At 61.6% G+C, this 24,224-nt stretch carries 17 protein-coding genes and 1 pseudogene; 15 read left to right on the top strand and 3 right to left on the bottom strand.

Going from position 1 to position 24,224, the window contains the following annotated elements; all coding sequences use genetic code 11:
• Window positions 1-157: 157 nt before the first annotated feature.
• Entirely contained in the window at window positions 158-787 is a 630-nt protein-coding gene (locus ACP7A2_RS17385; RefSeq protein WP_426135207.1) for a DNA-3-methyladenine glycosylase I, read from the bottom strand.
• A gap of 232 nt (window positions 788-1,019) precedes the next feature.
• Here ACP7A2_RS17385 and ACP7A2_RS17380 point away from each other — a divergent pair, with 232 nt between their 5' ends.
• The 3 genes from ACP7A2_RS17380 (at window position 1,020) to ACP7A2_RS17370 (ending at window position 3,907) form a co-directional block, all read left to right on the top strand.
• Entirely contained in the window at window positions 1,020-2,330 is a 1,311-nt protein-coding gene (locus tag ACP7A2_RS17380; RefSeq protein ID WP_426135206.1) for a C4-dicarboxylate transporter DctA, read from the top strand.
• Window positions 2,331-2,492: 162 nt separating this feature from the next.
• Window positions 2,493-3,194: a FadR/GntR family transcriptional regulator gene (locus ACP7A2_RS17375; protein ID WP_426135205.1), complete on the top strand. Its 702-nt coding sequence runs from the start codon at window positions 2,493-2,495 to the stop codon at window positions 3,192-3,194.
• A 17-nt stretch (window positions 3,195-3,211) separates the two neighbouring features.
• Window positions 3,212-3,907, top strand: coding sequence for a GntR family transcriptional regulator (locus tag ACP7A2_RS17370; protein ID WP_426135204.1), 696 nt, complete (start codon window positions 3,212-3,214; stop codon window positions 3,905-3,907).
• Between the two features lie 195 nt (window positions 3,908-4,102).
• On the opposite strand, the gene ACP7A2_RS17365 is transcribed toward ACP7A2_RS17370, so the two are convergent.
• On the bottom strand, window positions 4,103-8,971 hold the full coding sequence (locus ACP7A2_RS17365; protein WP_426135203.1) for an NAD-glutamate dehydrogenase: 4,869 nt from the start codon (window positions 8,969-8,971) through the stop codon (window positions 4,103-4,105).
• Between the two features lie 490 nt (window positions 8,972-9,461).
• Between ACP7A2_RS17365 and ACP7A2_RS17360 the strand changes: the two genes are divergently transcribed.
• From ACP7A2_RS17360 to ACP7A2_RS17305, 12 genes and pseudogenes are all read left to right on the top strand, one after another.
• Window positions 9,462-9,815, top strand: coding sequence for a hypothetical protein (locus tag ACP7A2_RS17360; protein WP_348062571.1), 354 nt, complete (start codon window positions 9,462-9,464; stop codon window positions 9,813-9,815).
• Between the two features lie 278 nt (window positions 9,816-10,093).
• The gene (locus ACP7A2_RS17355; RefSeq protein ID WP_003174327.1) at window positions 10,094-11,053 is read left to right on the top strand and encodes an AAA family ATPase; all 960 of its coding nucleotides are present in this window, start codon (window positions 10,094-10,096) and stop codon (window positions 11,051-11,053) included.
• A 5-nt stretch (window positions 11,054-11,058) separates the two neighbouring features.
• Complete coding sequence (locus ACP7A2_RS17350) at window positions 11,059-11,991, top strand: DUF58 domain-containing protein (RefSeq protein ID WP_426135202.1); 933 nt, start codon at window positions 11,059-11,061, stop codon at window positions 11,989-11,991.
• Entirely contained in the window at window positions 11,988-12,482 is a 495-nt protein-coding gene (locus tag ACP7A2_RS17345; RefSeq protein WP_426135201.1) for a DUF4381 domain-containing protein, read from the top strand. Before ACP7A2_RS17350 ends, ACP7A2_RS17345 begins: the two co-directional genes overlap by 4 nt.
• Window positions 12,475-13,563: a vWA domain-containing protein gene (locus ACP7A2_RS17340; RefSeq protein ID WP_426135200.1), complete on the top strand. Its 1,089-nt coding sequence runs from the start codon at window positions 12,475-12,477 to the stop codon at window positions 13,561-13,563. The genes ACP7A2_RS17345 and ACP7A2_RS17340 overlap by 8 nt, the downstream gene beginning before the upstream one ends.
• Window positions 13,560-15,299 (top strand): tetratricopeptide repeat protein, encoded by a 1,740-nt coding sequence (locus ACP7A2_RS17335; RefSeq protein WP_426135199.1) that lies wholly within the window; start codon window positions 13,560-13,562, stop codon window positions 15,297-15,299. The genes ACP7A2_RS17340 and ACP7A2_RS17335 overlap by 4 nt, the downstream gene beginning before the upstream one ends.
• Window positions 15,296-16,936, top strand: coding sequence for a BatD family protein (locus ACP7A2_RS17330; protein WP_426135198.1), 1,641 nt, complete (start codon window positions 15,296-15,298; stop codon window positions 16,934-16,936). Before ACP7A2_RS17335 ends, ACP7A2_RS17330 begins: the two co-directional genes overlap by 4 nt.
• A gap of 458 nt (window positions 16,937-17,394) precedes the next feature.
• Window positions 17,395-17,694 carry a DUF6124 family protein gene (locus ACP7A2_RS17325; protein ID WP_426135197.1) on the top strand — a complete coding sequence of 100 codons (300 nt, stop codon included), beginning with the start codon at window positions 17,395-17,397 and terminating at the stop codon, window positions 17,692-17,694.
• A 273-nt stretch (window positions 17,695-17,967) separates the two neighbouring features.
• Window positions 17,968-18,191 (top strand): annotated as a pseudogene (locus ACP7A2_RS17320) (DUF6124 family protein).
• A gap of 173 nt (window positions 18,192-18,364) precedes the next feature.
• The gene (locus tag ACP7A2_RS17315; RefSeq protein ID WP_426135196.1) at window positions 18,365-19,606 is read left to right on the top strand and encodes an exonuclease SbcCD subunit D C-terminal domain-containing protein; all 1,242 of its coding nucleotides are present in this window, start codon (window positions 18,365-18,367) and stop codon (window positions 19,604-19,606) included.
• Window positions 19,603-23,241, top strand: coding sequence for an AAA family ATPase (locus ACP7A2_RS17310; RefSeq protein WP_426135195.1), 3,639 nt, complete (start codon window positions 19,603-19,605; stop codon window positions 23,239-23,241). The genes ACP7A2_RS17315 and ACP7A2_RS17310 overlap by 4 nt, the downstream gene beginning before the upstream one ends.
• A complete protein-coding gene (locus ACP7A2_RS17305; RefSeq protein WP_426135194.1) occupies window positions 23,238-23,831 on the top strand; it encodes a glutathione S-transferase in 594 nt (197 codons plus the stop codon). The genes ACP7A2_RS17310 and ACP7A2_RS17305 overlap by 4 nt, the downstream gene beginning before the upstream one ends.
• Before the next feature lie 126 nt (window positions 23,832-23,957).
• Here ACP7A2_RS17305 and ACP7A2_RS17300 read toward each other — a convergent pair whose 3' ends face one another.
• Window positions 23,958-24,137 carry a hypothetical protein gene (locus ACP7A2_RS17300; RefSeq protein ID WP_048726112.1) on the bottom strand — a complete coding sequence of 60 codons (180 nt, stop codon included), beginning with the start codon at window positions 24,135-24,137 and terminating at the stop codon, window positions 23,958-23,960.
• Between the last annotated feature and the right edge of the window lie 87 nt (window positions 24,138-24,224).

The following is a 24,224-nucleotide window of genomic DNA, read 5'->3' as shown; positions in this document are numbered from 1 at the left end:
TGCCGAGTGGTGGGGCGAAGACCTTTTGGTTACTTTTGGGGCGTTTGCCAAAAGTGACCCGCTGTAAGAGCGGAACCAATTTCAGCCATCCCCCAAATAACGGATATGTACCCCGAAAGCCCGAAAGCCCACATTCCAACCCGTGTAAGCCAAACACTCACGGACGTCTGAACCGGCTGCGCAAAGCCTCAACCCGCTGCCTGCAAACGCACCCTTCAAGATGATCATTCACCATCCCCATCGCCTGCATCAACGCATACAGGGTCGTCGGCCCAACATACGTCCAACCGCGCTTCTTCAGAGCCTTCGACAACCGGACAGAAGCCGCCGACGTCGGGTTACCCGTCCAATACGCCATATCCACCACCGCCGGGCGCTCTTCGTCACTCGGCTCAAACGCCCACAACCACCGCGCCAGCGACCCCGTCTCATCCACCAACTCACACGCCCTGCGCGCATTGTTGATAGTCGAAACAATCTTCGCCCGATTACGCACAATCCCCGAATCCTGCATCAACCGCTCGATATCCCCCTCGCCATACCTCGCCACCTTGCGAAAATCAAACCCCTCAAACGCCAGCCGAAAACGCTCACGCTTGCGCAAAATCGTGATCCACGCCATGCCCGCCTGAAACCCCTCCAGGCAAATCTTCTCGTACAGCTGAATATCATCCGCCACCGGCACGCCCCACTCGTGGTCGTGGTAGCGCGGGTATTCCGCCGCCGCCGTGCGCCAGGTGCAATGAACTTGCCCCGTTTCGTCAGTGGTCAGTCCCGGTGTGTCCATCCGTCACCTCGCCTATCAAGCCGCAGATCATAAGCTAAAAAATTTGCAGGCCGCCAACCGCTCAAGCATCACCCTTCCCGAGCAACTGGTCAGACCGCAGCCAACCCAGCGCCGAATATTTGCTTGTGATTTCAAAAAAGCCAAGCGTAGACTGGCCGCGCACTGGACTTACCGGTAAGACCACAACAATTAAGCCCTGGAACCACCAGGGCACCGCATAGAGATCCTTCCCATGCTCAGATGGTGCTCGCGTTCGATTTTCCTGCAAGTCGTGATTGGCCTGATCCTTGGCATCGTCTGCGGCCTGGCCCTTCCCGAATTCTCCTCGCAACTCAAACCCCTGGGTGATGGCTTCATCAAGCTGATAAAAATGCTGATTGGCCTGATCGTGTTCTGCGTGGTGGTCAGCGGTATCTCCGGCGCCGGCGACTTGAAAAAAGTCGGGCGCATCGGCCTCAAGTCGGTGATCTACTTTGAAGTGCTGACCACCGTGGCCCTGGTGATCGGCCTGCTCATGGCCTTCAGCACCGGCATCGGTCAAGGCGCGAATATTCACCTGGATCAGCTGTCGTCTGCCGGCCTTAATGAGTTGGCCGACAAGAGCCATCATCTTCGCGGCACCAGCCAGTTCCTGATGGACCTGATTCCCAACTCGGTCATCGGCGCCTTTGCCGACAACAACGTGCTGCAAGTGCTGTTGTTCTCGGTACTGTTCGGCAGCGCGCTGAACCTGGTGGGTGAAGCGGCGTCGGGCATATCACGGCTGATCAACGAATTGAGCCATGTGATCTTCCGCATCATGGGCATGATTGTGCGCCTGGCACCGATCGGCGTATTCGGTGCGATCGCTTTTACCACCAGCACCTACGGCCTGGATTCGCTGCAACACCTGGGCAGCCTGGTGGGCCTGTTCTACCTGACCTGTTTCGTCTTTGTCGCAGTGATTCTGGGCCTGGTGATGCGCCTGTCCGGCCTGCGCATGTTGCCGCTGCTCAAGTACCTGCGCGAAGAGCTGCTGATCGTGATGGGCACCGCCTCCTCGGACGCCGTGTTGCCACAGATCATGCGCAAGCTTGAACACCTTGGCATTGGCAGCTCCACCGTGGGCCTGGTGATTCCAACCGGTTATTCATTCAACCTCGATGGTTTCTCGATCTACCTCACACTGGCTATCGTGTTCATCGCCAACGCCACCGGCACGCCGCTGTCGATGACCGACCTGATGACCATTTTGCTGGTGTCGCTGATTACCTCCAAGGGCGCCCACGGCATCCCGGGGTCCGCACTGGTGATTCTCGCCGCCACACTCACCGCCATCCCGGCGATCCCGGTGGTGGGTCTGGTGCTGGTGTTGGCGGTGGATTGGTTCATGGGCATCGGCCGTGCGTTGACTAACCTGATCGGCAACTGCGTCGCTACCGTCGCGATTGCCCGTTGGGAAAAAGACATCGATATCCAGCGTGCCAACAAGGTACTCGACGGCCAGCAAGGCTATGCCTTCCAGACCAGGAAACCGGTGGTGCCGGCGCATCAGGAGTTCTGAGCAAACAACACAGTTCAAAGGTGGGAGCTGGCTTGCCTGCGATAGCGGTGGGTCAGCCGACAGAGATGCCTGCTGGTGGTCAGTCATCGCAGGCAAGCCAGCTCCCACATTAGGTCACTGCCAGTTCAATTATTGTATTTGCAACTTAAAGGAGCGTACGACGTGATCAGCACCTCAACCGTCGTCAATTCAGTCGTAGAAAAACTCCGCGCCGCTCTGGCGCGGGGCCAGTGGCGTCGCGGCGAAATGCTCCCCGGCCAGCGTGAACTGGCCGAACAAATGGGCATCAGCCGCCCCAGCCTGCGCGAAGCCGTGATCGTCCTGGAAACCCTCGGCCTGGTGCGCTCCATGCCCGGCAAGGGCGTGGTGGTACTCGAAACCAGCATCAGCGAGCCGCACTCCAGCGACGCCGTAGCCGACGCCAGCCTCGAAGACATCCTGCAACTGCGCTACACCCTAGAACCGTTCATTGTCGGCCTGGTCGCCCAGTCCATCAGCAGCAAGGAAGTCGGCCAACTGCGCCTGACCCTGATGGACATGCGCGAAGCCCTCGACGCCGGCGACGCCGAAGCCGGCATGAACGCCTACATCGGCTTCCACGAAGAACTGTTCGCCCTGACCTCCAACCCGATTTTCCAGAACGTGGTGCAACAAACCAGTAACGCCCTCAAGCAAAGCGCCCAGGTACTACGCAACTCCCCCGAACACCTGGCCGAACGCCTGCAGGAAAATGACGCCGTGGTGCGCGCTATCCGTGACAAAAACAGCGCCCTGGCCAGTGCGCAAATGCGTCGGCACATCCTTCAGGAAGGCCTGCGCATGGGCATTCGCTTGAACATCCCGGACGACCATCTGGGCAGCTGACTTTTTGGAGACAGGCCATGACCGCTCACGCCCTGCAACGCACGTCCGTCGTCGCCAGCCTGCCCGCCATGCGCCTGGTGGCCGGTAAAAAGCCGTCGGTGGACGACATCTACCCGCGCCTGTTCGACGCCATTCTCGAACAGCGTATCGCACCGTCCAGCCGCTTTACCGAAGAAAGCCTGGGCGACACGTTTGGCGTGAGCCGCAGCGTGATTCGTCGCGTGCTGGCCAAGCTGTCCCATCAGCAGGTGATCATTCTGCGGCCCAATCAGCGCGCCCAGGTGGCAGCGCCGGACGCCCTGCAAACACGGCAGATTCTGGAGGCGCGACGCCTGACTGAAATCACCGTGGTGCAACTTGCCTGCCTCCATGCAACGGCGCAGCACATCCGCCAGTTACACGAGCTGATCGCCCGCGAACGCGACTGCATTGAACGTGATCAACGCGGGCCGGCAATTCGCTTGTCCGGGGAGTTCCATCTGCAATTGGCGGCCATCGCCGGCAATGCACCGCTGGCACAGTTTCTGAACAGCCTGGTGCCGTTGACATCGCTGGTCATTGCTCAATATGAAGCGAAAGCGTGCAGCTATTGCGCATGGCAGGAGCACAGGGCGATTGTTGAGGCGGTAGAGCAAAGGGACTCAAATACCGCTGTAGCGCTGATGACCAGACATCTGGATCACCTGGAAAACGAGTTACTGAAACACCGCTAAAGCCAAGTGAATAGACATCCCACTGTGGGAGCTGGCTTGCCTGCGATAGCGGTGGGTCAGCCAATAAATCATCTACTGATAAACCGCTATCGCAGGCAAGCCAGCTCCCACAGTTGCCCTGAGTTGTTTGATAAATCGCGCTCAACAAAAAGCCCCCGCATCTCACGATACGGGGGCTTTTGTTTTACCGATTGATCACACCGGTTGCAGCACCGACTGACCGCTCAACGCAAGGTCGAGCAACTCACGGTTGGCCACCGCGTACATGGCGTAGTCCGTGCCGACTGCGGCACGAATTTCCACCATCATTGCCACCCAACGATCAGCCATGTCTTTGTGCTGCTCAAGCCACAGGGCCACGCGGGCTTCCATGTCTTGTGGCGCGTCGGCCATTTGCAGAACCGAAATGGTGATCGCCCGTTGCTGCCAGTCCACGTCGTCGCGGAAGGCTTCGCGGGCCTGGGCTTGCCAGTTGTTGGCCACCGGCAGATCGCTGATCTGCTGCAGGTACCACGGCAAGTCCAGGGCGCTGCCGACGGCGAAGTAGGCCTTGGCCACTTCGGCGGCGTCATGCCCGGTTACGTCAGCGGCTTCGATGATTGGCAGCAAGGTATACAGGTGAGTAGTGCCTGCAACCATGCGCGCCAACAACTCCGGTACGCCAGCCTCGGTGTAGGCCTTGTAACGGTTCTGCCAGCCTTCGCGGGTCGGGCCTTCCAGCAGTTCGTCGAGCTTGAGGCCCAACGCGGCCAGGTGTGGACCGAAGTGTGCGGTGTCACGGCCAGCATCCTGCTCGTTGCGACGGCTGCGCAGGAACCAGCGTGTAGCACGGCGACCCAGGCGCATCAGCTCGTCCATCAGCTCCAGTTGCACATCAGCGGAGACCTGGTGGTCCAGGGCTTCGATCTGACGGAACCAGTGCGGGAGATGGAAGATGTCACGCACGATCACGTAAGCACCGGCCACGTTCGCCGGGGTCATACCGGTCGACTCTTTGAGTCGTTGAACAAAGGTGATGCCCATGTGGTTGACCAGATCGTTGGCGATCTGGGTGCTCACAATTTCGCGCTTCAAGCGATGGCGACGCATGGCCTCGCCGAACTTGGCAACCAGGCTCGGCGGGAACGCGGTCTCCATGTCACGGGTCAGGTAGTCGTCATCCGGTACCTGAGACTTGATCAGCGCTTCCTTGAGGTCGATCTTGCTGTAGGAGATCAGCACCGACAGCTCCGGACGGGTCAGGCCCTTGCCATTTGCGGCGCGCTCGACGAGCTGCTCCTCGGTCGGCAGGTACTCGATGGCGCGGTCCAGTTTGCCACGGCCTTCCAGGTCGCTCATCAGGCGCTTGTACTCGGCAGCACGCTCGTAGGCACGGCGCGCGGCCAGGGACAGGGCCTGGGTCTGCTTGTAGTTGTTGCCCAGCACCAGGCTGCCGACTTCGTCGGTCATGCTCGCCAGCAACTGGTTGCGTTGCTTGTCGGTCATGTCACCGGCCTGCACCACTTCGTTGAGCAGGATCTTGATGTTTACTTCGTGGTCGGAGCAGTCCACACCACCGGCGTTGTCGATGAAGTCGGTGTTGGAACCGCCGCCATTGAGGCCGAATTCCACACGACCCAGTTGGGTCATGCCGAGGTTACCGCCCTCGCCCACCACCTTGCAGCGCAGCTCGTTGCCGTTCACGCGCAGCGCGTCGTTGGCCTTGTCGCCCACGTCGGCATGGCTTTCAGTGCTGGCCTTGACGTACGTACCGATGCCGCCGTTCCACAACAGGTCCACCGGCGCCTTGAGCAAGGCGTTCAGCAGTTCGGTCGGGGTGAGCTTGTCGGCCGAGATGTCGAAGCGCTCTTTCATCTGTGGCGAGATGGCAATGCTCTTCGCGCTGCGCGAGAAGATACCGCCACCTTCGGACATGATGCTGGTGTCGTAGTCGGTCCAGGCCGAACGCGGCAGGTCGAACAGGCGCTGACGCTCAACGAAGCTGGTCGCCGGGTTCGGATTTGGATCGATGAAGATGTGCAGATGGTTGAAGGCCGCGACCAGTTGCAGCGTCTCGGACATCAACAGGCCGTTGCCGAACACGTCACCGGCCATGTCGCCGACGCCCACCACAGTGATGCTGTCTTTCTGTACGTTGATGCCGCGCTCACGGAAGTGACGCTGCACGCCAACCCACGCGCCCTTGGCGGTGATGCCCATCTTTTTGTGGTCGTAACCTGCGGAACCACCGGAAGCGAACGCATCACCCAGCCAGAAGCCGTAGTCGATGGCGATGCCGTTGGCGATGTCGGAGAAGGTCGCAGTGCCCTTGTCCGCTGCTACCACCAGGTACGGGTCATCGTTGTCATGACGCACCACGTTCAACGGCGGCACCAGGGCGCCGTCTTTCAGGTTGTCGGTGATGTCCAGCAGGCCGGAGATGAAGATGCGGTAGCAGGCGATGCCCTCGGCCGCGATTTCGTCGCGGCTGCCGCCCAGTGGCAGGCGACGCGGCAGGAAGCCGCCCTTCGCGCCCACCGGCACGATGACCGAGTTCTTCACTTGCTGGGCTTTTACCAGGCCCAACACTTCGGTACGGAAGTCTTCTTCACGGTCGGACCAGCGCAGGCCGCCGCGCGCGACGTTACCAAAGCGCAGGTGCACGCCTTCAACCCGTGGCGAGTACACGAAGATTTCAAACTTCGGCACCGGCTTCGGCAGTTCGGGAATCGCATGCGGGTTGAACTTGAAGCTGAAGTACGACTTGTTCTGGCCGTTGGCGTCAGCCTGGTAGAAGTTGGTGCGCAGCGTGGCCTTGATCAGGTCCAGGTAGCGACGCAGGATGCGGTCTTCGTTGAGCACCTGAACGTCGTCCAGTGCCGTCAGAATCGCCTGTTCCAGACGTTGCTGCTTGTCTTCCAGGTCGTCGGCGGTGAGCTTGCGCGCCAGGTAGAAGCGGGTCTTGAACAACCGGGTCAACTCGCGGGCGATGTCGGTGTGGTTGTTCAGGGTGCTGGCGATGTAACCCAGGTCAAAGCCCAGGCGAATCTGCTTGAGGTAACGGGCGTAGGCACGCAGCAGCGCAACGTCGCGCCACGGCAGGCCGGCGGTCAGCACAAGGCGGTTGAACGCATCGTTTTCGGCGTCGCCATGCACGATGTGCACGAAGGCGTCCTGCAGGGTGTCGTTGAGCTGCTGGATATCCAGGTTCACGCCTTCAGCGGCAATGAACGCGAAGTCATGGATCCAGAACTCACGGCCATTGGCGTGACGCAGGCGATACGGGAATTCACCCAGCACGCGCAGGCCGAGGTTTTCCAGGATCGGCAACACGTCGGACAGCGCCAGCGGGGTATCCGCGTGGTAGAGCTTGCAATGCAGCTCGCGCTGATCGGAGCCCTGCCCCATTGGCTGATAAAAACTCATCACCAGCGGGTTGGCTTCGGTCAGGCTGTTGAGGTGCTGCATGTCGACCACGGCCGAATGCGCGGCGAAACGCTCGCGGTAGCCGGCCGGGAAGCCTTTCGGGAAGTCCGCCAGCACGTTGGTGCCCTGGGCTTCGCCGAAGCTTTCGACGACGAGGCTGGAGTAATCGTCCTGCCAGCTGCGGCAGGCCTGCACCACTTCTTTTTCCAGTTGCAGCGGGTCGATGTCCAGACGCTTCTTCGGGTCAACCCGCAGAATCAGCTGCACACGGGCCAGTACGGATTCGGAGAAGAACGTCCAGAATTCACAGTCCGAGGCTTTCAGGCGATCCATCAGCACTTGCTGGATCTTCTGGCGCACTTCGGTGGAATAGATGTCGCGCGGCACGTACGCCAGGCAGTAGCAGAAACGGCCGTACGGGTCTTTGCGCAGGAACACGCGGATCTTGTTGCGTTCCTGGATCTGCACAATCGACATCACGGTGCTGAACAGCTCGTCGACCGGAGTCTGGAACAGGTCATCACGAGGCAACACTTCAACCACCTGGGCAAGCTCTTTGCCCAGGTGAGCCTTGGCCTGGAAGCCCGAACGGCGTTCGATCTCCGCGACCTTGCGACGGATATAAGGAATCACTCGCACGCTTTCGCCGTACACCGAGGAGGTGTAGAGGCCCATAAAGCGGCATTCCTTGATGACCTTGCCGTCGGCATCGATCTGGCGGATCGACACGTAGTCCGGGTAAGCCGGGCGGTGCACACGGCTTGGGTGTGCAGCCTTGGCGAACGACAGCACGGCCGGCTCACGCAGGTAGGAGACGGCGTAGTCTTCAATGCGCAGGTCGTCGGCGGTGAGGCCGGGGCGCAGCAGTTTGGTCAGACCGAGGAAAGAGCTGGCGTCATATTCGATATGACCGCCGTCCGCCTCGTCACGTACCACAAACTCTTCATAACCGAGGAAGGTGAAGTGGTTGCCCACCAGCCATTCCAGGAAGTTCTTGATCTCGGCTTGTTCTTCGCCGTCGATGCTGAACGGGCTGGCGTCGATACCGGCCAGCAGTTCCTGAACCTTGGCTTTCATCGGTTCAAAGTCGGCCACAGCCACGCGCACTTCGCCCAGCACTTGCTCAAGCTCTTTGCTCAGCACATTCAGTTCGGCGGCATTGGCGCAGCGGTCGATTTCCAGGTACATCAGCGATTCTTGCTGGATGTCATCGCCCTGGGTGCCTTTTGGCAAAATTTCCAGCAACTCGCCCTTCTTGCCACGGCGCACGCTGAGTACGGTGGTTTGCAGGGTATGGATGCTGTAGCCACGACGGTTCAGCTCGGTACGCACCGAGTCCACCAGGAAGGGCAAGTCATGGTGCAGCACTTCGACGGCCGTGTGGGTCGATTGCCAGCCATGACGTTCGTAATCGGGGTTGTAGACCCGCACTTGCGGTTGGGCGTGATCAAAGCGCTCAAGCAGGCGCCAGGCAGACAAGGTGCAACCGGCCAGGTCGGAAAGGCGACGCTGGGTCAGTTCGTCCAGGGAAATAATGCCGAAAAATTGCTCAGCGAACAGCGCCACTTGTGGCAGTGCCTGTTCACTGATGTGCTGCGCCAGTGCCGCTTGCAGTTGATGCTGGAAGTCGGCCTTGCTGGCTGCGGTGAAGAACGCCATCTGTGGTACTCCGCTTGGGCTTGTTATTGATGAAAGCGTCGCGTGTTATCCCCTTGCGGGGAGACCGTCAGCTCTGTTCGCCGGTAATGATAGAAGCACGATAGCGAATCGGAGTGACAGGTGGGTGAAGCTGGAAGAGACAGTCAGGTCACATACATCTTCCACAGGATGCACACCTTGCCAGGTGACGGTACGACGGGCAGGTCAGGCGCACGGCACGTGAACATCCGTTGCGCAGCTTAACGAGTGTAGGAAGCCCGGTGCTTGCGACGCTGCGACATATTCGGTCATCGGTACGCAGGCTGGGGGTGGCGATTGGCGCAACCCGAAAATTCCCGAGATGAAATCGGCAATTTTCATGCTTACGAGTACCCGAAGTGACCGATACAGCCCGTCAGGTCATGCAGTGGGTCTGACACAGGATGCAGCACAAAATTCGCCGCAATGGCACAATTGCGCGCATTACGCCCTACCCCGGACAGGATTTACCATGCTGAAACTGAACACTGACGCACTGATGGCCACACCGTGCGACGACGAAGAAGACAACATGGCCATGCTCTGTTGCCATGGCAAAAATGGCGAGATGTTCATGCTGACCCGCTACCCGGACGAAGAGGAAGTGGAGCTGACCTGGGACTACGAACCATCAACCCTGGATGGGCTGAAGGTCACATTGAGCGCCACGACGCTGTTGGTAGAACTGGCTGCTGGCGACGCCGACGCACTGGGCGGCAAGGACCAACTCGAAATCACCCACGCCACCTGCGCGTCGGATTTGGCTGAAGTCGAAGAAACCTTGCAGAACATTCTCAAAGGCACCGGTACCTTTACCCGGATCTGAATGCGCCGAAGATCAAATGTGGCAGCTGGCTTGCCTGCGATGCTGGCGACTCGGTCCTTCAGATGGCCCCAGTTGATGCCATCGCAGGCAAGCCAGCGCCCACATAAACAGCGCAAGTCTCAGCACCATTTGTGCTAAACACACAAAATTCCTACAAGTTTTCCTTAAAATACGCCCCGCGCAGTTAGTCGCTGCACCCCGCGATGCATTAAAGTAAGCCCCCCGGGCCCGGCGCTTGCTCTTGACGCCAGGCCTCATCTTTCCAGGAACCGTCATCGATGGAACATCGTGAAGCGCTGCTTGCGCTGCGAACCTTTCTTTCCACGCAGATTCTCGGCCAGGAAAAACTCATCGATCGCCTGTTGATCGCGCTGCTCGCCGACGGCCATATGCTGGTCGAAGGCGCGCCGGGCCTGGCCAAGACCAAAGCCATCAAAGAGCTGGCGGAAGGCATCGAAGCGCAATTTCATCGCATCCAGTTCACCCCCGACCTGCTCCCCGCCGACATCACCGGCACCGAGATCTACCGCCCGGAAACCGGCAGTTTCGTATTCCAGCAAGGCCCGATCTTCCACAACCTGGTGCTGGCGGACGAAATCAACCGTGCCCCGGCCAAGGTGCAATCGGCGTTGCTGGAGGCCATGGCCGAGCGCCAGGTCAGCGTCGGGCGCAGTACGTACGACCTGTCGCCGCTGTTTTTAGTGATGGCCACGCAAAACCCGATCGAGCAGGAAGGCACTTACCCGCTGCCCGAGGCCCAGCTCGACCGGTTCCTGATGCACGTAAAAATCGGTTTCCCGGACGCTGCTGTTGAGCGGCGCATCCTGCAACAAGCCCGTGGCGAAGCCCTTAACGGCGAGACCAAGCCCGAGCGCCGCGTCAGCCAACAAGCCATCTTTGCCGCGCGCAAGGAAATCCTTGGCCTGTACATGGCCGACGCCGTGGAGGAATACCTGGTGCAGTTGGTCATGGCCACGCGCACTCCGGCCAAATTCGACCCGGAAATGGCCGAATGGATTGCCTACGGCGCCAGCCCGCGCGGCTCCATCGCCCTCGACCGCTGCGCCCGCGCCCATGCCTGGCTGGCCGGTCGCGACTTCGTCAGCCCCGAAGATATCCAGGCCGTGCTGTTCGACGTGTTGCGTCACCGCATCATTCTGTCGTTCGAAGCCGAAGCGGCCGGCATCGACCAGGACCGCGTGGTGCAACGCATTCTTGACGTCGTTGCCGTCGCTTGAACCCCATGAACGCAAGCGATGGAATCCGCGTCACGCTCAGCGAATTGATTGAGATGCGCCACCGCGTGCGCGAAGTGCAGCTGTTTTCCACCCCCAGCCAGCGCAGCCCGCTGATTGGCCTGCACCACTCCAAGTTGCGCGGGCGGGGTGTGGATTTCGACCAGGTGCGCGTGTATCAGGCCGGCGACGATGTGCGCACCATCGACTGGCGCGTCACCGCACGTACCCAGGAGCCGCACACCAAGCTGTTCCACGAAGAACGCGAACGGCCGATTTTTATCATGGTGGAACAAAGCTGCCGGCTGTTTTTCGGCTCCGGGCAAATGTTCAAATCTGTGCTGGCGGCCCAGGCGGCCAGCCTGATCGGCTGGGCGGCGCTGGGGCATAACGACCGCGTCGGCGGGTTGGTATTCGGCGACAGCGAGCACTACGAAATCAAACCCCGGCGCAGCAAGCAAAGCCTGCTGCAACTGCTTAACCGCTTGGTGCGCGTCAACCAAAGCCTGAACACCGAAAGCCTCCCGGAAGCCGACGCCTTGGGCATGGCCTTGCGCCGTGGCCGTGAAGTGCTGCGCCCCGGCAGCCTGGTGATCGTGATCTGCGATGAACGCGCCCTCACCGAAGGCGCCGAGCAACAGCTGAGCTTGCTGTCACGCCATTGCGACTTGCTGTTGCTGCCGATCTCCGACCCGCTCGACCACGCCCTGCCTGCGGCCGGGCTGCTGCGTTTTGCGCAAAGAGGTGCGCAGCTGGAACTGGATACGCTCAACTTCGAACTGCGCCAAGCCTACAAAGCCCAGGCCGAAGCCCGCATTGCCCGCTGGGAACGGCTCGCACAGAAACTTCGAATTCTATTGATGCCGCTTAGCACTCAAAGCGAAATGGTTGAGCAACTGCGCGAATACCTTAACCCGCAGCACCCGGTTAAAAAGCAATGAGCAGCCTCGACCAACTGCAACCGCTGATCGCACCGCCGTCGATTGGCTTTTGGCCACCTGCGCCCGGCTGGTGGCTGCTATTGCTGCTGATTCCGCTGATCGGTTGGGGGCTGTGGTGGCTGCGCCGCTTTCTGCCAAAACGCCAACCTGTGGCCCGTGCCGAACAGCCCCTCGACCCGCTGCGCATCGCCGCCCTCGCCGAGTTGGCGCTGATGCCCAAACCCTACGACGGCGCCCCCGCCGGTGCCTGGCTGCAACAGCTCAATGGCCTGCTCAAGCGCCTGTGCCGCAACGACTACCCCTACAGCCAGAGCCATACCCTCAACGGCCGCAAATGGCTGGCGTTCCTCGATAACCGTTGCCCGGCGGCTGGCCTGACGCGCTGGATGGTACTGGTGGAAGGCGCCTACAAGCCTGAATGCAAACTCGACGACAAGGCCATCGCCGGCTTGACCCAAGCCATCGACACCTGGATTCGCAAACATGTTTGAGTTCGCCTGGCCGTGGATCTTCGTCCTGCTGCCACTGCCCTGGATAATGCGGCTCGTGTTGCCGGTGGCCGACAGCGGCGAGCCCGCGCTGAACGTCAGCTACCTCGCCGACCTCGAAGGCCTCGCCCGCCGCCGTGCCCGCGCCAACCTGCCCGGCTGGCGCCAGCAAGCACCGTTTGTGCTGATGTGGCTGCTGTTGCTGACCGCCGCCGCACGCCCGGAATGGCTCGGCGAACCCTTGCCGATTGCCGCCAGTGGCCGCGATTTGCTGGTGGCGGTGGACGTGTCCGGCTCCATGGATTTCCCCGACATGCACTGGCAAGACGAAGACGTCAGCCGCCTGAGCCTGGTGCAGCACTTGCTCGGCGACTTCCTTGAAAGCCGCGAAGGCGATCGCGTGGGCCTGATCCTGTTCGGCAGCCAGGCCTACCTGCAAGCGCCGCTGACGTTCGACCGCAGCACCGTGCGCACCTGGCTGGATGAAGCGCGTATCGGCATCGCTGGCAAAAACACCGCCATCGGTGATGCCATCGGCTTGGCGCTCAAGCGTCTGCGCCAGCGCCCGGCGCAAAGCCGCGTGCTGATCCTGGTCACCGATGGCGCCAACAACGCCGGCCAGATCGACCCGCTGACCGCCGCCCGCCTGGCCGCCGAAGAAGGCGTGAAAATCTACCCGATTGGCATCGGCGCGGACCCAGAGGAAACCGGTTCGTTGGGCATTCTTGGCGTCAACCCGAGCCTGGATCTGGACGAACCCGCGCTCAAAGCCATCGCCGATGCTACCGGCGGCCGCTACTTCCGTGCGCGCGACGGCGACGACTTGCAAAAAATCAAGGAAACCCTCGACCAGCTCGAACCCGTGGCGCAACAGCCTACCCAGGCCCGCCCGGCCCAGGCGTTGTACAGCGCGCCGTTGGCCCTGGCGTTGATCCTGAGCGTGTTGCTGGTGATTCAGGAGCGCTGGCCCAACAACGCGCTGCAACGGGCCTTCAACAAATTGTCGACCAAGGGGATTTTCCTGCAACAGCACCCTGAATGGCGCCAACGCCTCAAACGCCTGCGTTTGCGGAGGCGTCGATGATCGACCTGTGGCCGCACTTCTTCCGTCCCTGGTGGCTGCTGCTGTTGCCGCTGCTTGGCTGGCTGCTGTGGCAGTTGTGGCACCGGCAAAAACGCGCCGGGCGCTGGCAGATGATCCTGCCGCCGGCCTTTCACGCCGTGCTGCTCAGTGGCGGCAGCGGGCGCGAGAGTAAATCGCCGTGGGTGGTGCTGGGCATCGCCTGGCTGCTGGCCGTGCTGGCCTTGCTCGGCCCCAGTTGGCAGCGGGTTGAGCAGTCCAGCCAAAAACCGTCCGACCCGTTGGTGGTGCTGCTGGAGCTGACCCCGGAAATGCTCGCCACCGACAGCCCGCCCAATCGCCTGGAGCAAGCGCGCCGCAAGCTGTATGACTTGTTGCAGGCACGCGACAGCGCGCCGACTGCAATCGTCGTCTATGCCGGCAGCGCCCACACGCTGGTGCCGCTGTCTGACGACCTGGCGACCAGCCGCAACCTGCTGGAAGCGTTGCGCCCCTCGATCATGCCCGAGCCCGGCCACCGTGCCGATCTGGCAGTAGAGAAAGCGCTGGTCCTGCTAAAGAGAGGCGGCCTCGGCCAAGGGCGTTTGCTGCTGGTGGGTTCCTCGCTGTCGAAACAGGAACGCCAGGGCATTCGCTTGCAACTGCAAGGGGCGCAGGCGCCGACCTTGTCGATCCTCGGCATCGGCAGCCGCGAGGGCACGCCGGTAACCCAGGAAAGCGGCGAATTCCTCAAGGACGATCAAGGCGCGATTCTGGTACCGCGCCTCGACAGCCCGACCCTCAAGGCCTTTGCCAGCGAAATGGGCGGTCGCTACCGCGCCGCGCGCCTGGACGACAAAGACCTGCGCCAACTAAACCTGCTCGACGGTCCGCAATCCCTGCGCAACGACGGCCAACTGCTGCACCTCGACACCTGGGCCGACCAGGGTTACTGGCTGCTGCTGCCGCTGTTGCTGCTCGCGGCCTGCGCCGGGCGGCGTGGCTGGCTGTTTTGCCTGCCGCTGTTATTGCTCGGCGCGCCGCAACCCAGCTATGCGTTTGAGCTTCAAGACCTGTGGCTGCGCCCCGACCAGCAAGGCCAATACCTGCTCAGGCACAAACGCCCGGCCGAGGCCGCAGAGCGCTTTGAAGACCCGCAATGGCAAGGCGTGGCGCTGTACGAAGCGGGCAACTATGCCGAAGCCATCAAGCGGTTTGCCCTGAGTGATGACGCCTATTCTCACTACAATCGCGGCAATGCCCTGGCCAAGTCAGGCGAGCTGGAAGCGGCAATCGACGCCTACGAGCAAGCCCTGGAAGCCCAGCCCGACCTGCAACCGGCCCTGAAAAACAAGGCGCTGGTGGAAACCCTGCTGCAGGAAAAAGCTCATCCCGAGCCCGCCAAGCCTGTCAAAAATGAGGATGACGAAACCACCCAACCCGGCCAAACTGCGCAACCGGGCGCGAGCGGGCAAAGCACCACAGGTGGCGAACAGTCCGCCCAAGGCCAGGGCGAGGCCGGCACCACCGACACCCAAACCGGCGCCACGCCAAAAGCCGGCGGTAACGAGGTGCCAGGCAGCGAGTTGGGCGATGAGCAAACCACGACGCCGCCCTTGCGCCCCGCCGACATGAACATTGATGGCGAACACCGCCAGGCCCTGGAGCAATGGCTGCGGGAGATCCCGGACAACCCCGGCGAGCTGCTGCGCCGCAAATTCTGGTACGAACAGCAACAACATCAGGACAAGACTCGATGAGCCGCCGCACCCCCCTTCTGCTTCTGCTCGCGTTATCGGCAGGCTACGCCCAGGCGGCAAACCTGGTGGCCAGCGTCGACCGCAGCCGCCTCAATTCCGGGGAAACGGTGGAGCTGACGGTCGAGTCCAGCGACGTCACCCAGTTCGGCAAGCCTGACCTGTCGCCCCTGGATGCACAGTTCGAAGTCAGCGGCACGCGCCAGATCAACCAACTCACCACCCTGGGCGGCGACAACCACGCCACCACGCGCTGGATCATCACATTGCTGCCCAGGGAAAACGGCACGGTGGTGATCCCGCCGCTGCAAGTGGGCGAACTCAAGACCCAGCCCATCAGCCTGCAAGTGGTCGAAACCGCGAGCCAGAACACCAGCGCCGAACTGGCGCCAGTGTTCATTGAAACCAGCCTCGACCAGAGCAGCGTGTACGTCCAGGCCCAGGCCTTGTTGACCGTGCGCGTGTATCACTCGGTGTCGCTGTACGACGACAGCAGCCTCACCGCGTTGCAGATTCCGGATGCGCGCATTGAGCAGTTGGGCGAATCGCGGACCTACGAGAAAGTCATCAACAGTATTCGTCATGGCGTGATCGAAACCCGTTACGCGATCTACCCGCAGCACAGCGGCGCCGTGGTGATTCCGGCGCAAACGTTCAGTGCGACGTTGGTGGAGTCACGCCCAGCGCAGGAAAACACCTTGCAAGGCACCAAGCCGGGCAAGCTGATCCACGTCAGCTCGGCGCAGCTGCCGCTGACGGTAAAACCCAAACCCGAGCTGTACCCCGCCGACGCGCCGTGGATACCGGCGCGCAGCCTCACGCTCAGTGAAGCCTGGAACCCGGAGCCGGACCACGTGCAAGTCGGCGACTCGCTGACCCGCAGCCTCACGGTCAAAGCCGAGGGCCTGTCCAGCGCGCAACTGCCCGCCCTGCCCAGCACCGACATCAATGGCCTGCGCCGTTACCCCGACCAACCGGTACTCGGCAACCAGAACAACGACCGCGGCCTGATCGGCAGCCGTGAAGACCGCGAAGCCCTGGTGCCCACCCGCGCCGGTGCGGTCGAGCTGCCTGCGGTGGACGTGGTGTGGTGGAACACCCACGAAGACCACCTCGAACGCAGCAGCCTGCCCGCGCGCACCCTGCAAGTGGCCACCAACCCGAGCCTGGTCGTGGACACGCCCGCCACCCCCACCGTGATCACCGCCCCGGACGATGAGCGCCTGTGGCTGTGGCAACTCAGCACACTGATCTTCGCCTGCACCACCCTGCTCGGCTTCGGCCTGTGGTGGCGCGCCCGCCGGCAACCCGCCGTGCAGCGCGCCGCGCAAACCGGCCCGAGCCCACGCTCGCTGCTTGACGACCTCAAACGCGCGACACAAGCCAACGACCCCCACGCCACCCGCCAGGCGCTCGATGCCTGGGCACGCCAACAACCGGAAACCCTCGCGGCGATGGCGGCGCGCTTTGTGCCGCTGTCCGATGCGCTGGATGGCCTTAACGGCGCGCTGTACAGCGAAGGTGGGCATTTCTGGCTGGGCGAAGACCTGTGGCGCGCGGTGAAAGCCATCCCCGTCGCCGAACGCGAGCAAGACCCAGCCACCGACACCACCAGTTTGCCGCCGCTGTATCCCAAATAACGCCCACCCCAAAATCCCCTGTGGGAGCTGGCTTGCCTGCGATGCGGGCAACTCGGTCTATCAGTCAAACCGAGGTGATGCCATCGCAGGCAAGCCAGCTCCCACATTCGATCTCTGTCAGACCCAAGCATCTGTGTTGCCTGGGCGGACATGCGTTGTTAAAGGCCAGCAGTCCATATCCCTTTAACTTGCAGGAAGTTTCCTAGACAATCCCACGGCCTTGCGCCTGCTCACTTCACTGGCTAGCCTTCGCTCCGTCGCTGCATATCAGCGATCGGGCGTGAGATCCCGTGTAAAGCAGACTTGATGCGCTACATCCGTCTATGGCGGCTGTGTGCGGGCAGACTTCGGTCTGGCCGGGTCCTGCTCTCCGGTATCTCACCCCGCACATAGCTGCCACCTTTTTTGACGTGTGAGATCGGCGAAAAAATGGCTTCAAACCTGAGCAGGTATTCTTCATGAAAAAAATCGTCCCCGACCCACCCCGCATCATCCTCGACCGCGAAATCTTCGAGCGCGCCCTCAACCACTACCTGCAACCCGACGCCCCACCCTCTTTCAGCGTGCACCACGACCTCAGCTTCGAAGACGCCCTGGCGCAAATCTGCGACCTGTTGCGCTGCGCAGCCGCCACCGCAGCCGTTTCCACCCAGGAGCTGCTTGGCGATCAACGCCATCTAGCCGGCGCCACCGAACACCTGATCGACAAGGCACAAACCCTGGCCGACCGCGCACTCAACTGCCTGCACGCCGCGTAAATCCTGTGGGAGCTGGCTTGCCTGCGATGCGGGCACCTCGGTCTTTCAGTCAAACCGAGGTGATGCCATCGCAGGCAAGCCAGCTCCCACATTCGATCTTGGTCAGCCGCAGACGCCATGTGGCCTTTCGATCGTTCCCATGCTCTATGGCGGCTGTGTGCAGGCAGACTTCGGTCTGGCTGGAGTCCTACTGTCCGGTATTCTCGCCCTGCACATAGCTGCCACCCTTTTGTCGAGTAAGCCCGACATTTTGAGCGCGCCCTCAACCACTATCTGCAACCCGACGCGCCGCCCTACTTCAGCGTGCACCACGACCTCAGCTTCGAAGACGCCCTGGCGCAAATCTGCGACCTGTTGCGCTGCGCAGCCGCCACCGCAGCCGTCTCCACCCAGGAGCTGCTTGGCGATCAACGTCACCTCCCAGCGCCACCGAACACCTGATCGACAAGGCACAAACCCTGGCCGACCGCGCACTCAACTGCCTGCACGCCGCGTAACCCCAGTGGGAGCTGGCTTGCCTGCGATGCGGGCACCTCGGTCTTTCAGTCAAACCGAGGTGATGCCATCGCAGGCAAGCCAGCTCCCACATTCGATCTTGGTCAGCCGCAGGCACCGTGTGGGCTTTTACAGGTAAACTCCCCTCCTTTTCATCTTCTCCACGGAGTTCGCCTTGCGTCTGTTTCACACCTCCGACTGGCACCTTGGGCAAAACCTGCACGGCCAGGAACGCGACTACGAACATGCCTGCTTTCTTGAGTGGCTGCTGGGCCAATTAAAAGCCGAGCGCCCGGACGCATTGCTGATCGCCGGCGATATCTTCGACACGGTCAACCCGCCGCTCAAGGCTCAGGAGCGCTTGTATGACTTCATCATCAGCGCCCACGAACAAAACCCGAAACTCACGATTGTGATGATCGCCGGCAACCACGACTCCGGCTCGCGTATCGAGCTGCCCGCGCCGTTGATGCGCCGCCTGCGCACCCATGCGCTGGGCCGTGTGCTGTGGCTGGATGATGGCCAACTGGATGCCGAGCGTTTGCTGATCCCGCTGCCCGACGCCAAAGGCAAGATCGCCGCGTGGTGCCTGGCGCTGCCCTTTTTGCGCCCGGCCGAAGTCACCGGCGCGCACTTGGGCGACGACTACCTGCGCGGTATTGGCCAGGTGCATGAATGGTTGATCGGCGCCGCCAATGCCAAGCGCAAAAGAGGCCAGGCACTGATCGCCATCAGCCATGCGCACATGGCCGGCGGTTCGGTATCGGAAGACTCCGAACGCAGCCTGATCATCGGCAATGCCGAAGCACTTCCCGCCAAGCTGTTCGACAGGACGGTGGGCTATGTGGCCCTCGGCCATTTGCACAAGCCGCAAAAGGTTAATGGTGAAGATCGGATCCGCTACAGCGGGTCACCGATTCCGCTGTCTTTTTCCGAAATCGGCTACAAGCATCAGGTTCTCGACGTGACGTTCCAGGGTGAAAGACTCGTCGGCGTCGAGCCGCTGCTGATTCCGCGCTCGGTCAACCTGCAACGCCTGGACGCTGCGCCGCTGGCGGACATTCTCAAACAATTGGCAGACTTGCCCGATGTCGACCTGTTGGCCGAAACCCAACGCCACCCGTGGCTGGAAGTGCGCGTGCGCCTCGACGAACCGCAACCGGACCTGCGCCAACAAATCGAAAGCGCCCTGCAAGGCAAGGCCGTGCGCCTGGTGCGCATCGCCGCCGAGTACGCGGGTAAACGCGGCAGCGACGCCACGGACGAAGAGCGCCTGATCGAACTCGACCAGCTCACGCCCCAGGAACTGTTCAGCCGCGCCTGGCAGGACAGTTACGGCAGTGAAGTGGATGAACAAACCTTGAAGGATTTCGCCGTGCTGCTCCAGGAAGTGCAACAGGAGGAGGAACAGCCATGAAGATTCTCGCCATCCGCCTGAAAAACCTCGCCTCCCTCGCAGGCCCGTTCGAGATCGACTTTACCGCCGAGCCCCTGGCCAGCGCCGGGCTGTTCGCGATCACCGGGCCCACCGGCGCCGGTAAAAGCACCCTGCTCGACGCCCTGTGCCTGGCGTTGTTCGGCGCGGTGCCGCGCCTGGGCGACACCGGCCAAGCCAAGATGCAGGATGCCGACAGCGACATCTCGATTGGCGACCCGCGCACATTGCTGCGCCGTGGCACCGGCGGCGGTTATGCCGAAGTGGATTTTGTCGGCGTCAGCGGGCGTCGCTACCGCGCACGCTGGGAAGCCAACCGCGCCCGCGACAAGGCCAGCGGCAAGCTGCAAAACAGCCGGCAAAGCCTGATCGACCTGGACAGCGACCAACTGCTCGCCAGCCAGAAAACCGAATACAAAACCCAGCTGGAACTGGCCCTGGGCCTGAACTTCGAGCAGTTCACCCGCGCGGTACTGCTGGCGCAAAGTGAGTTCAGTGCCTTCCTCAAAGCCAACGACAATGAGCGCAGCGAACTGCTGGAAAAGCTCACGGACACAGCGCTGTATACGCAGCTCGGTCGCCGCGCGTTCGACAAGGCCAAAGATGCCAGGGACGCCCACAAGCAGCTGCAAGACCAGGCCACCGGCGTGGTGCCCTTGGCCGCCGAAGCCCGCGCCGAACTGGATCAGCAACTGGCCGAGGCTCAGCAGCAGTTCAAAACCCAGCAAGCGCAACTTAAACAGCTGGAGCTGCAGCACACCTGGCTCAAGGAACTGCGCGAATGGCAGGATCGCCAGCTCAGCGCAACCGAACAGCTACAACGGGCGCAGGCCGATTGGGAGCAACAGGGCCAGCAACGTCAGGACCTGAGCCGTCTGGACCAATTGGCACCACAACGGCATCACTTTGCGCGTCAGGCCGAACTCGGCACCTTGCTCACGCCCCTCGCCGCACAGATTCAACAGCACATTGAGCAGCAAACCACGCTGCTTACCCGGCAGGAACAGGCGCAACTGCAGCAATCGGCGGCGCAGACGGCACTGGCCGACGCCCTGAAAAACCAGGCCGACGCCGTGCCATTGCTGCGCCAGGCGTTTGAAGAGCAAAACACCCTCGCTCACCTGAACAAGGAACTGGCCAGGCGCAGCGAAGAGAAACAGCAACAGGAAGCCGCCTGCACCGAAGGCCAGGCCTTGCTCAAAGGCTTGCAGCACAAGCAAACCGAAGTTGCCGAGCGCCTGCAACGCCTGGCCGCCGAGCTTGAGCGCAGCGCCGCCCTGGCGCCGCTCAGCGATGCCTGGACCGCCTATCGCGATCGCCTGCAACAACTGATGCTGATCGGCAATCGCCTCAACAAGGGCCAGGCCGAACTGCCGCAGCTTGAACACCGCGCAAACGCCGCCGCCGAACAGTTTGCCCAGCAGCGCGAGGCGTTGGAGGTGCTGTATCAGGAAGCCGGTGCCGAGCCCCATGCCGTGGCCGAACAAATCCAGTTGCTGGCCAGCCTGCTGCAAGACAATCGCAAGCAGCAGCGCGCGTTCGAAGAACTCACGCGCCTGTGGGACAGCCAACAACAGCTGGATCACCACGCGGCCTCGTTGACCCAGAAGCTCGCAGACGCTCAGCAACAGCGCGAAAAACTCAACCAGAGCGGCCTGCAAACCAAAGCCGAACTGGCCGTTGCCGAACAAACCCTGACGGTGACCAAGCAATTGCTGGAGCGCCAGCGGCTGGCCCGCAGCGCCAGCGTCGAGGAACTGCGCGAGCAGTTGCAGGATGACCAGCCCTGCCCGGTGTGCGGCAGCCACGAGCATCCCTATCATCAGCCGGAAGCCCTGTTACAGAGTCTCGGCCGTCATGACGAAAACGAAGAGGCCACGGCGCAGAAAGCTGTCGATACCCTCAAGGAAAAACTCACCGACCTGCGCGGTGAAGTCGGCGGCTTGATCGCTCAACAGAAGGAGTTTCTGCAACAGCAGGAACAGTTGGCGATTCAACAGCAGGGCTTGGCGCCGAGCCTTGAGGCGCACCCGCTGTCTGCCTCGCTGTTCAATCAGGACGCCGCCAAGCGCAGTGCCTGGCTGTCGCAGCAACTGACTCAACTGACGCAAAACATCAGCCAGGATGAGCAACGTCAAGGCGCCCTGCTCAACTTGCAACAAAATGCCGGGCGCCTGCAGCAGCAACTGCACGCCGCCCAGGAAGCCAGCGGGCAAGCCCGTCAATTGCTGGTCGACCAGCAGCGCGAACTGGCCAACGACCGTGAACGTCTTGATGAAGAGCTCAACGCCTTCACAGGCCTGCTGCCGGCCGAGACGCTGGAAGGCATGCGCAGCGATCCGGCCAACACGTTCATGGCGCTTGATCAGCAAGTCGGCCAGCGTCGTGAACAGCTTGATCGTCAACGCGAAGAGCTGGAAGAGCAGCAGCAACGCCAGCAAACCGTCGATAAGGAACAGAGCAATCAACAGCACCGCCAGCAGCAATTGGACGCCGTGCAACACGCCGTTACCGAACTGTCGGCGCAGCAACAGGCTGTACAGGAAAAACTCGGCGCCCTGCTCGGCAGCCATGCCAGTGCCGAACACTGGCAACAGCAACTCGACGCTGGCGTGGCGCAATCACGCCAAAGCGAGACGGACGCCAATGGGCAATTGCAGGAAATCCGCAACACGCTGATCCAGCTGGCCGCCGACCTCAAGGCCCAGCAGGAGCGCCAACAGGCATTGAACGCCGAGCAACACACCCTGGAAACCCGAATCACAGCGTGGCGCGCCCAACACCCTGAACTGGACGATGACGGTCTGTCCCGCCTGCTGGCCTTCGATGACGCCCAGGTCAATGAACTGCGCCAACACGTGCACAGCAGCGAGAAAGCCGTCGAGCAAGCCAAAGTTCTGCTGCAAGAACGCGAACAGCGCCTCGCTGACCACCAGGCGTTGCACAACGGTAACGTGGACGCCGAGCAACTGGACAGCGCGCTGGCAACCCTCAATCAGCAATTGGCCGAGGGCGAGAAACACATCATCGAGCTGCGCGCCCGCCAATCCGAAGACCAACGTCGCCAGGACGCCAACCATGCGCTGGCCGAGCAAATTGCCAAAGCCTATGAACAATGGCAGCGCTGGGCACGGCTCAATGCGCTGATCGGCTCAGCCTCTGGCGACACGTTCCGCAAGATCGCCCAGGCCTACAACCTCGACCTGTTGGTGCACCACGCCAACGTGCAATTGCGCCAACTGGTGCGCCGCTACCGCCTCAAACGGGGCGGCAGCATGCTCGGGCTGCTGGTGATGGACACGGAAATGGGCGATGAACTGCGCTCGGTGCACTCGCTGTCAGGCGGTGAGACGTTCCTGGTCTCGCTGGCGCTGGCGCTGGGTTTGGCATCGATGGCCTCCAGCACGCTGAAGATCGAGTCGCTGTTTATCGACGAAGGTTTCGGCAGCCTGGACCCCGAGTCGCTGCAACTGGCGATGGACGCGCTCGATGGCCTGCAGGCCCAGGGTCGCAAGGTGGCGGTGATTTCCCACGTGCAGGAAATGCACGAACGCATCCCGGTGCAAATTCAGGTCAAACGCCAGGGCAACGGCTTGAGCACCCTGGAGGTCAAGTGAACGAAGCCCTGCTGTATTCGTTTCGGCGCTGCCCGTATGCGATGCGGGCGCGGTTGGCCTTGCGCTACTCAGGGGTCGCCGTGCGAATCGTCGAAGTGAGCCTCAGGGCCAAGCCGGCCGAGATGCTGGCACTGTCGCCCAAAGGCACAGTGCCGGTGCTGAGCGTGGGCGGTGTGGTGATTGAGGAAAGCCTGGAGATTATGCAATGGGCGCTGGCGCAGCACGATCCAGAAGGCTGGTTGCTGCAGGGCGCCCCTGCGGTGCTGGCGCTGATCGCCGAGAATGATCAGGGCTTCAAGTATCATTTGAATCGATACAAGTACGCCGAGCGCTACCCCGAACAGCCGATGGAAGCGTATCGGGCCGAGGGCGAGGTGTTTTTGCAGAAGCTGGAGGGGTTGCTGGCGCAGCGGGACTATTTGCTCGCCGAGCATGTAAGCATGGCGGATGTGGCGCTGGCACCGTTTGTACGGCAGTTCGCGCATGTGGATCGCGAATGGTTTGCCGAGGCGCCGTACCCGCGACTGCAAGCCTGGCTACAGCGCTTTCTGGAATCGCCATTGTTCATCGCAGTGATGGCAAAGCCCTGAGCCCAGCACAATCCACTGTGGGAGCTGGCTTGCCTGCGATGCCGACAACTCGATCCAACTGAAACACCGAGTCGATTGCATCGCAGGCAAGCCAGCTCCCACAGTTGACCGTCGCTTGATTCAAGCTCACTGCTGAATTTTGTGATCCAGAGCGGCGTAGAAGTTGGCGCTTTGTTGCAGGTATTTCTGGGTGTAAGCACTGGTGCTGGATTTTTTACCGCTCACATCAACGCTGGCAGCGGCTGGCAATGCCACGGTAGCGGAAACAGCAGAAGCGGCGATGATCGAGAAAAGATTGAAGTTCATGTCGGTAACCCTTGTGTTCGTTTGGTTGAGTGGCCGGGGAAGGCCTTGGAACCAAACTTACGCCCGAGGGCAGCACCTTAGAAATGC

The organism is Pseudomonas sp. PWP3-1b2, assembly GCF_049896045.1.
Lineage (GTDB): Bacteria > Pseudomonadota > Gammaproteobacteria > Pseudomonadales > Pseudomonadaceae > Aquipseudomonas > Aquipseudomonas antarctica_B.
The sequence above is the reverse complement of the archived record's forward strand: the minus strand, read 5'-3'. Positions and strand labels throughout refer to the sequence as shown.

Bases quoted from the DNA above. Each gene is read 5' to 3' on its own strand.
- ACP7A2_RS17385 (WP_426135207.1), bottom strand. From the start codon at position 787: ATGGACACACCGGGACTGACCACTGACGAAACGGGGCAAGTTCATTGC.
- ACP7A2_RS17380 (WP_426135206.1), top strand. From the start codon at position 1,020: ATGCTCAGATGGTGCTCGCGTTCGATTTTCCTGCAAGTCGTGATTGGC.
- ACP7A2_RS17370 (WP_426135204.1), top strand. From the start codon at position 3,212: ATGACCGCTCACGCCCTGCAACGCACGTCCGTCGTCGCCAGCCTGCCC.
- ACP7A2_RS17365 (WP_426135203.1), bottom strand. From the start codon at position 8,971: ATGGCGTTCTTCACCGCAGCCAGCAAGGCCGACTTCCAGCATCAACTG.
- ACP7A2_RS17360 (WP_348062571.1), top strand. From the start codon at position 9,462: ATGCTGAAACTGAACACTGACGCACTGATGGCCACACCGTGCGACGAC.
- ACP7A2_RS17355 (WP_003174327.1), top strand. From the start codon at position 10,094: ATGGAACATCGTGAAGCGCTGCTTGCGCTGCGAACCTTTCTTTCCACG.
- ACP7A2_RS17350 (WP_426135202.1), top strand. From the start codon at position 11,059: ATGAACGCAAGCGATGGAATCCGCGTCACGCTCAGCGAATTGATTGAG.
- ACP7A2_RS17345 (WP_426135201.1), top strand. From the start codon at position 11,988: ATGAGCAGCCTCGACCAACTGCAACCGCTGATCGCACCGCCGTCGATT.
- ACP7A2_RS17340 (WP_426135200.1), top strand. From the start codon at position 12,475: ATGTTTGAGTTCGCCTGGCCGTGGATCTTCGTCCTGCTGCCACTGCCC.
- ACP7A2_RS17335 (WP_426135199.1), top strand. From the start codon at position 13,560: ATGATCGACCTGTGGCCGCACTTCTTCCGTCCCTGGTGGCTGCTGCTG.
- ACP7A2_RS17330 (WP_426135198.1), top strand. From the start codon at position 15,296: ATGAGCCGCCGCACCCCCCTTCTGCTTCTGCTCGCGTTATCGGCAGGC.
- ACP7A2_RS17325 (WP_426135197.1), top strand. From the start codon at position 17,395: ATGAAAAAAATCGTCCCCGACCCACCCCGCATCATCCTCGACCGCGAA.
- ACP7A2_RS17310 (WP_426135195.1), top strand. From the start codon at position 19,603: ATGAAGATTCTCGCCATCCGCCTGAAAAACCTCGCCTCCCTCGCAGGC.
- ACP7A2_RS17300 (WP_048726112.1), bottom strand. From the start codon at position 24,137: ATGAACTTCAATCTTTTCTCGATCATCGCCGCTTCTGCTGTTTCCGCT.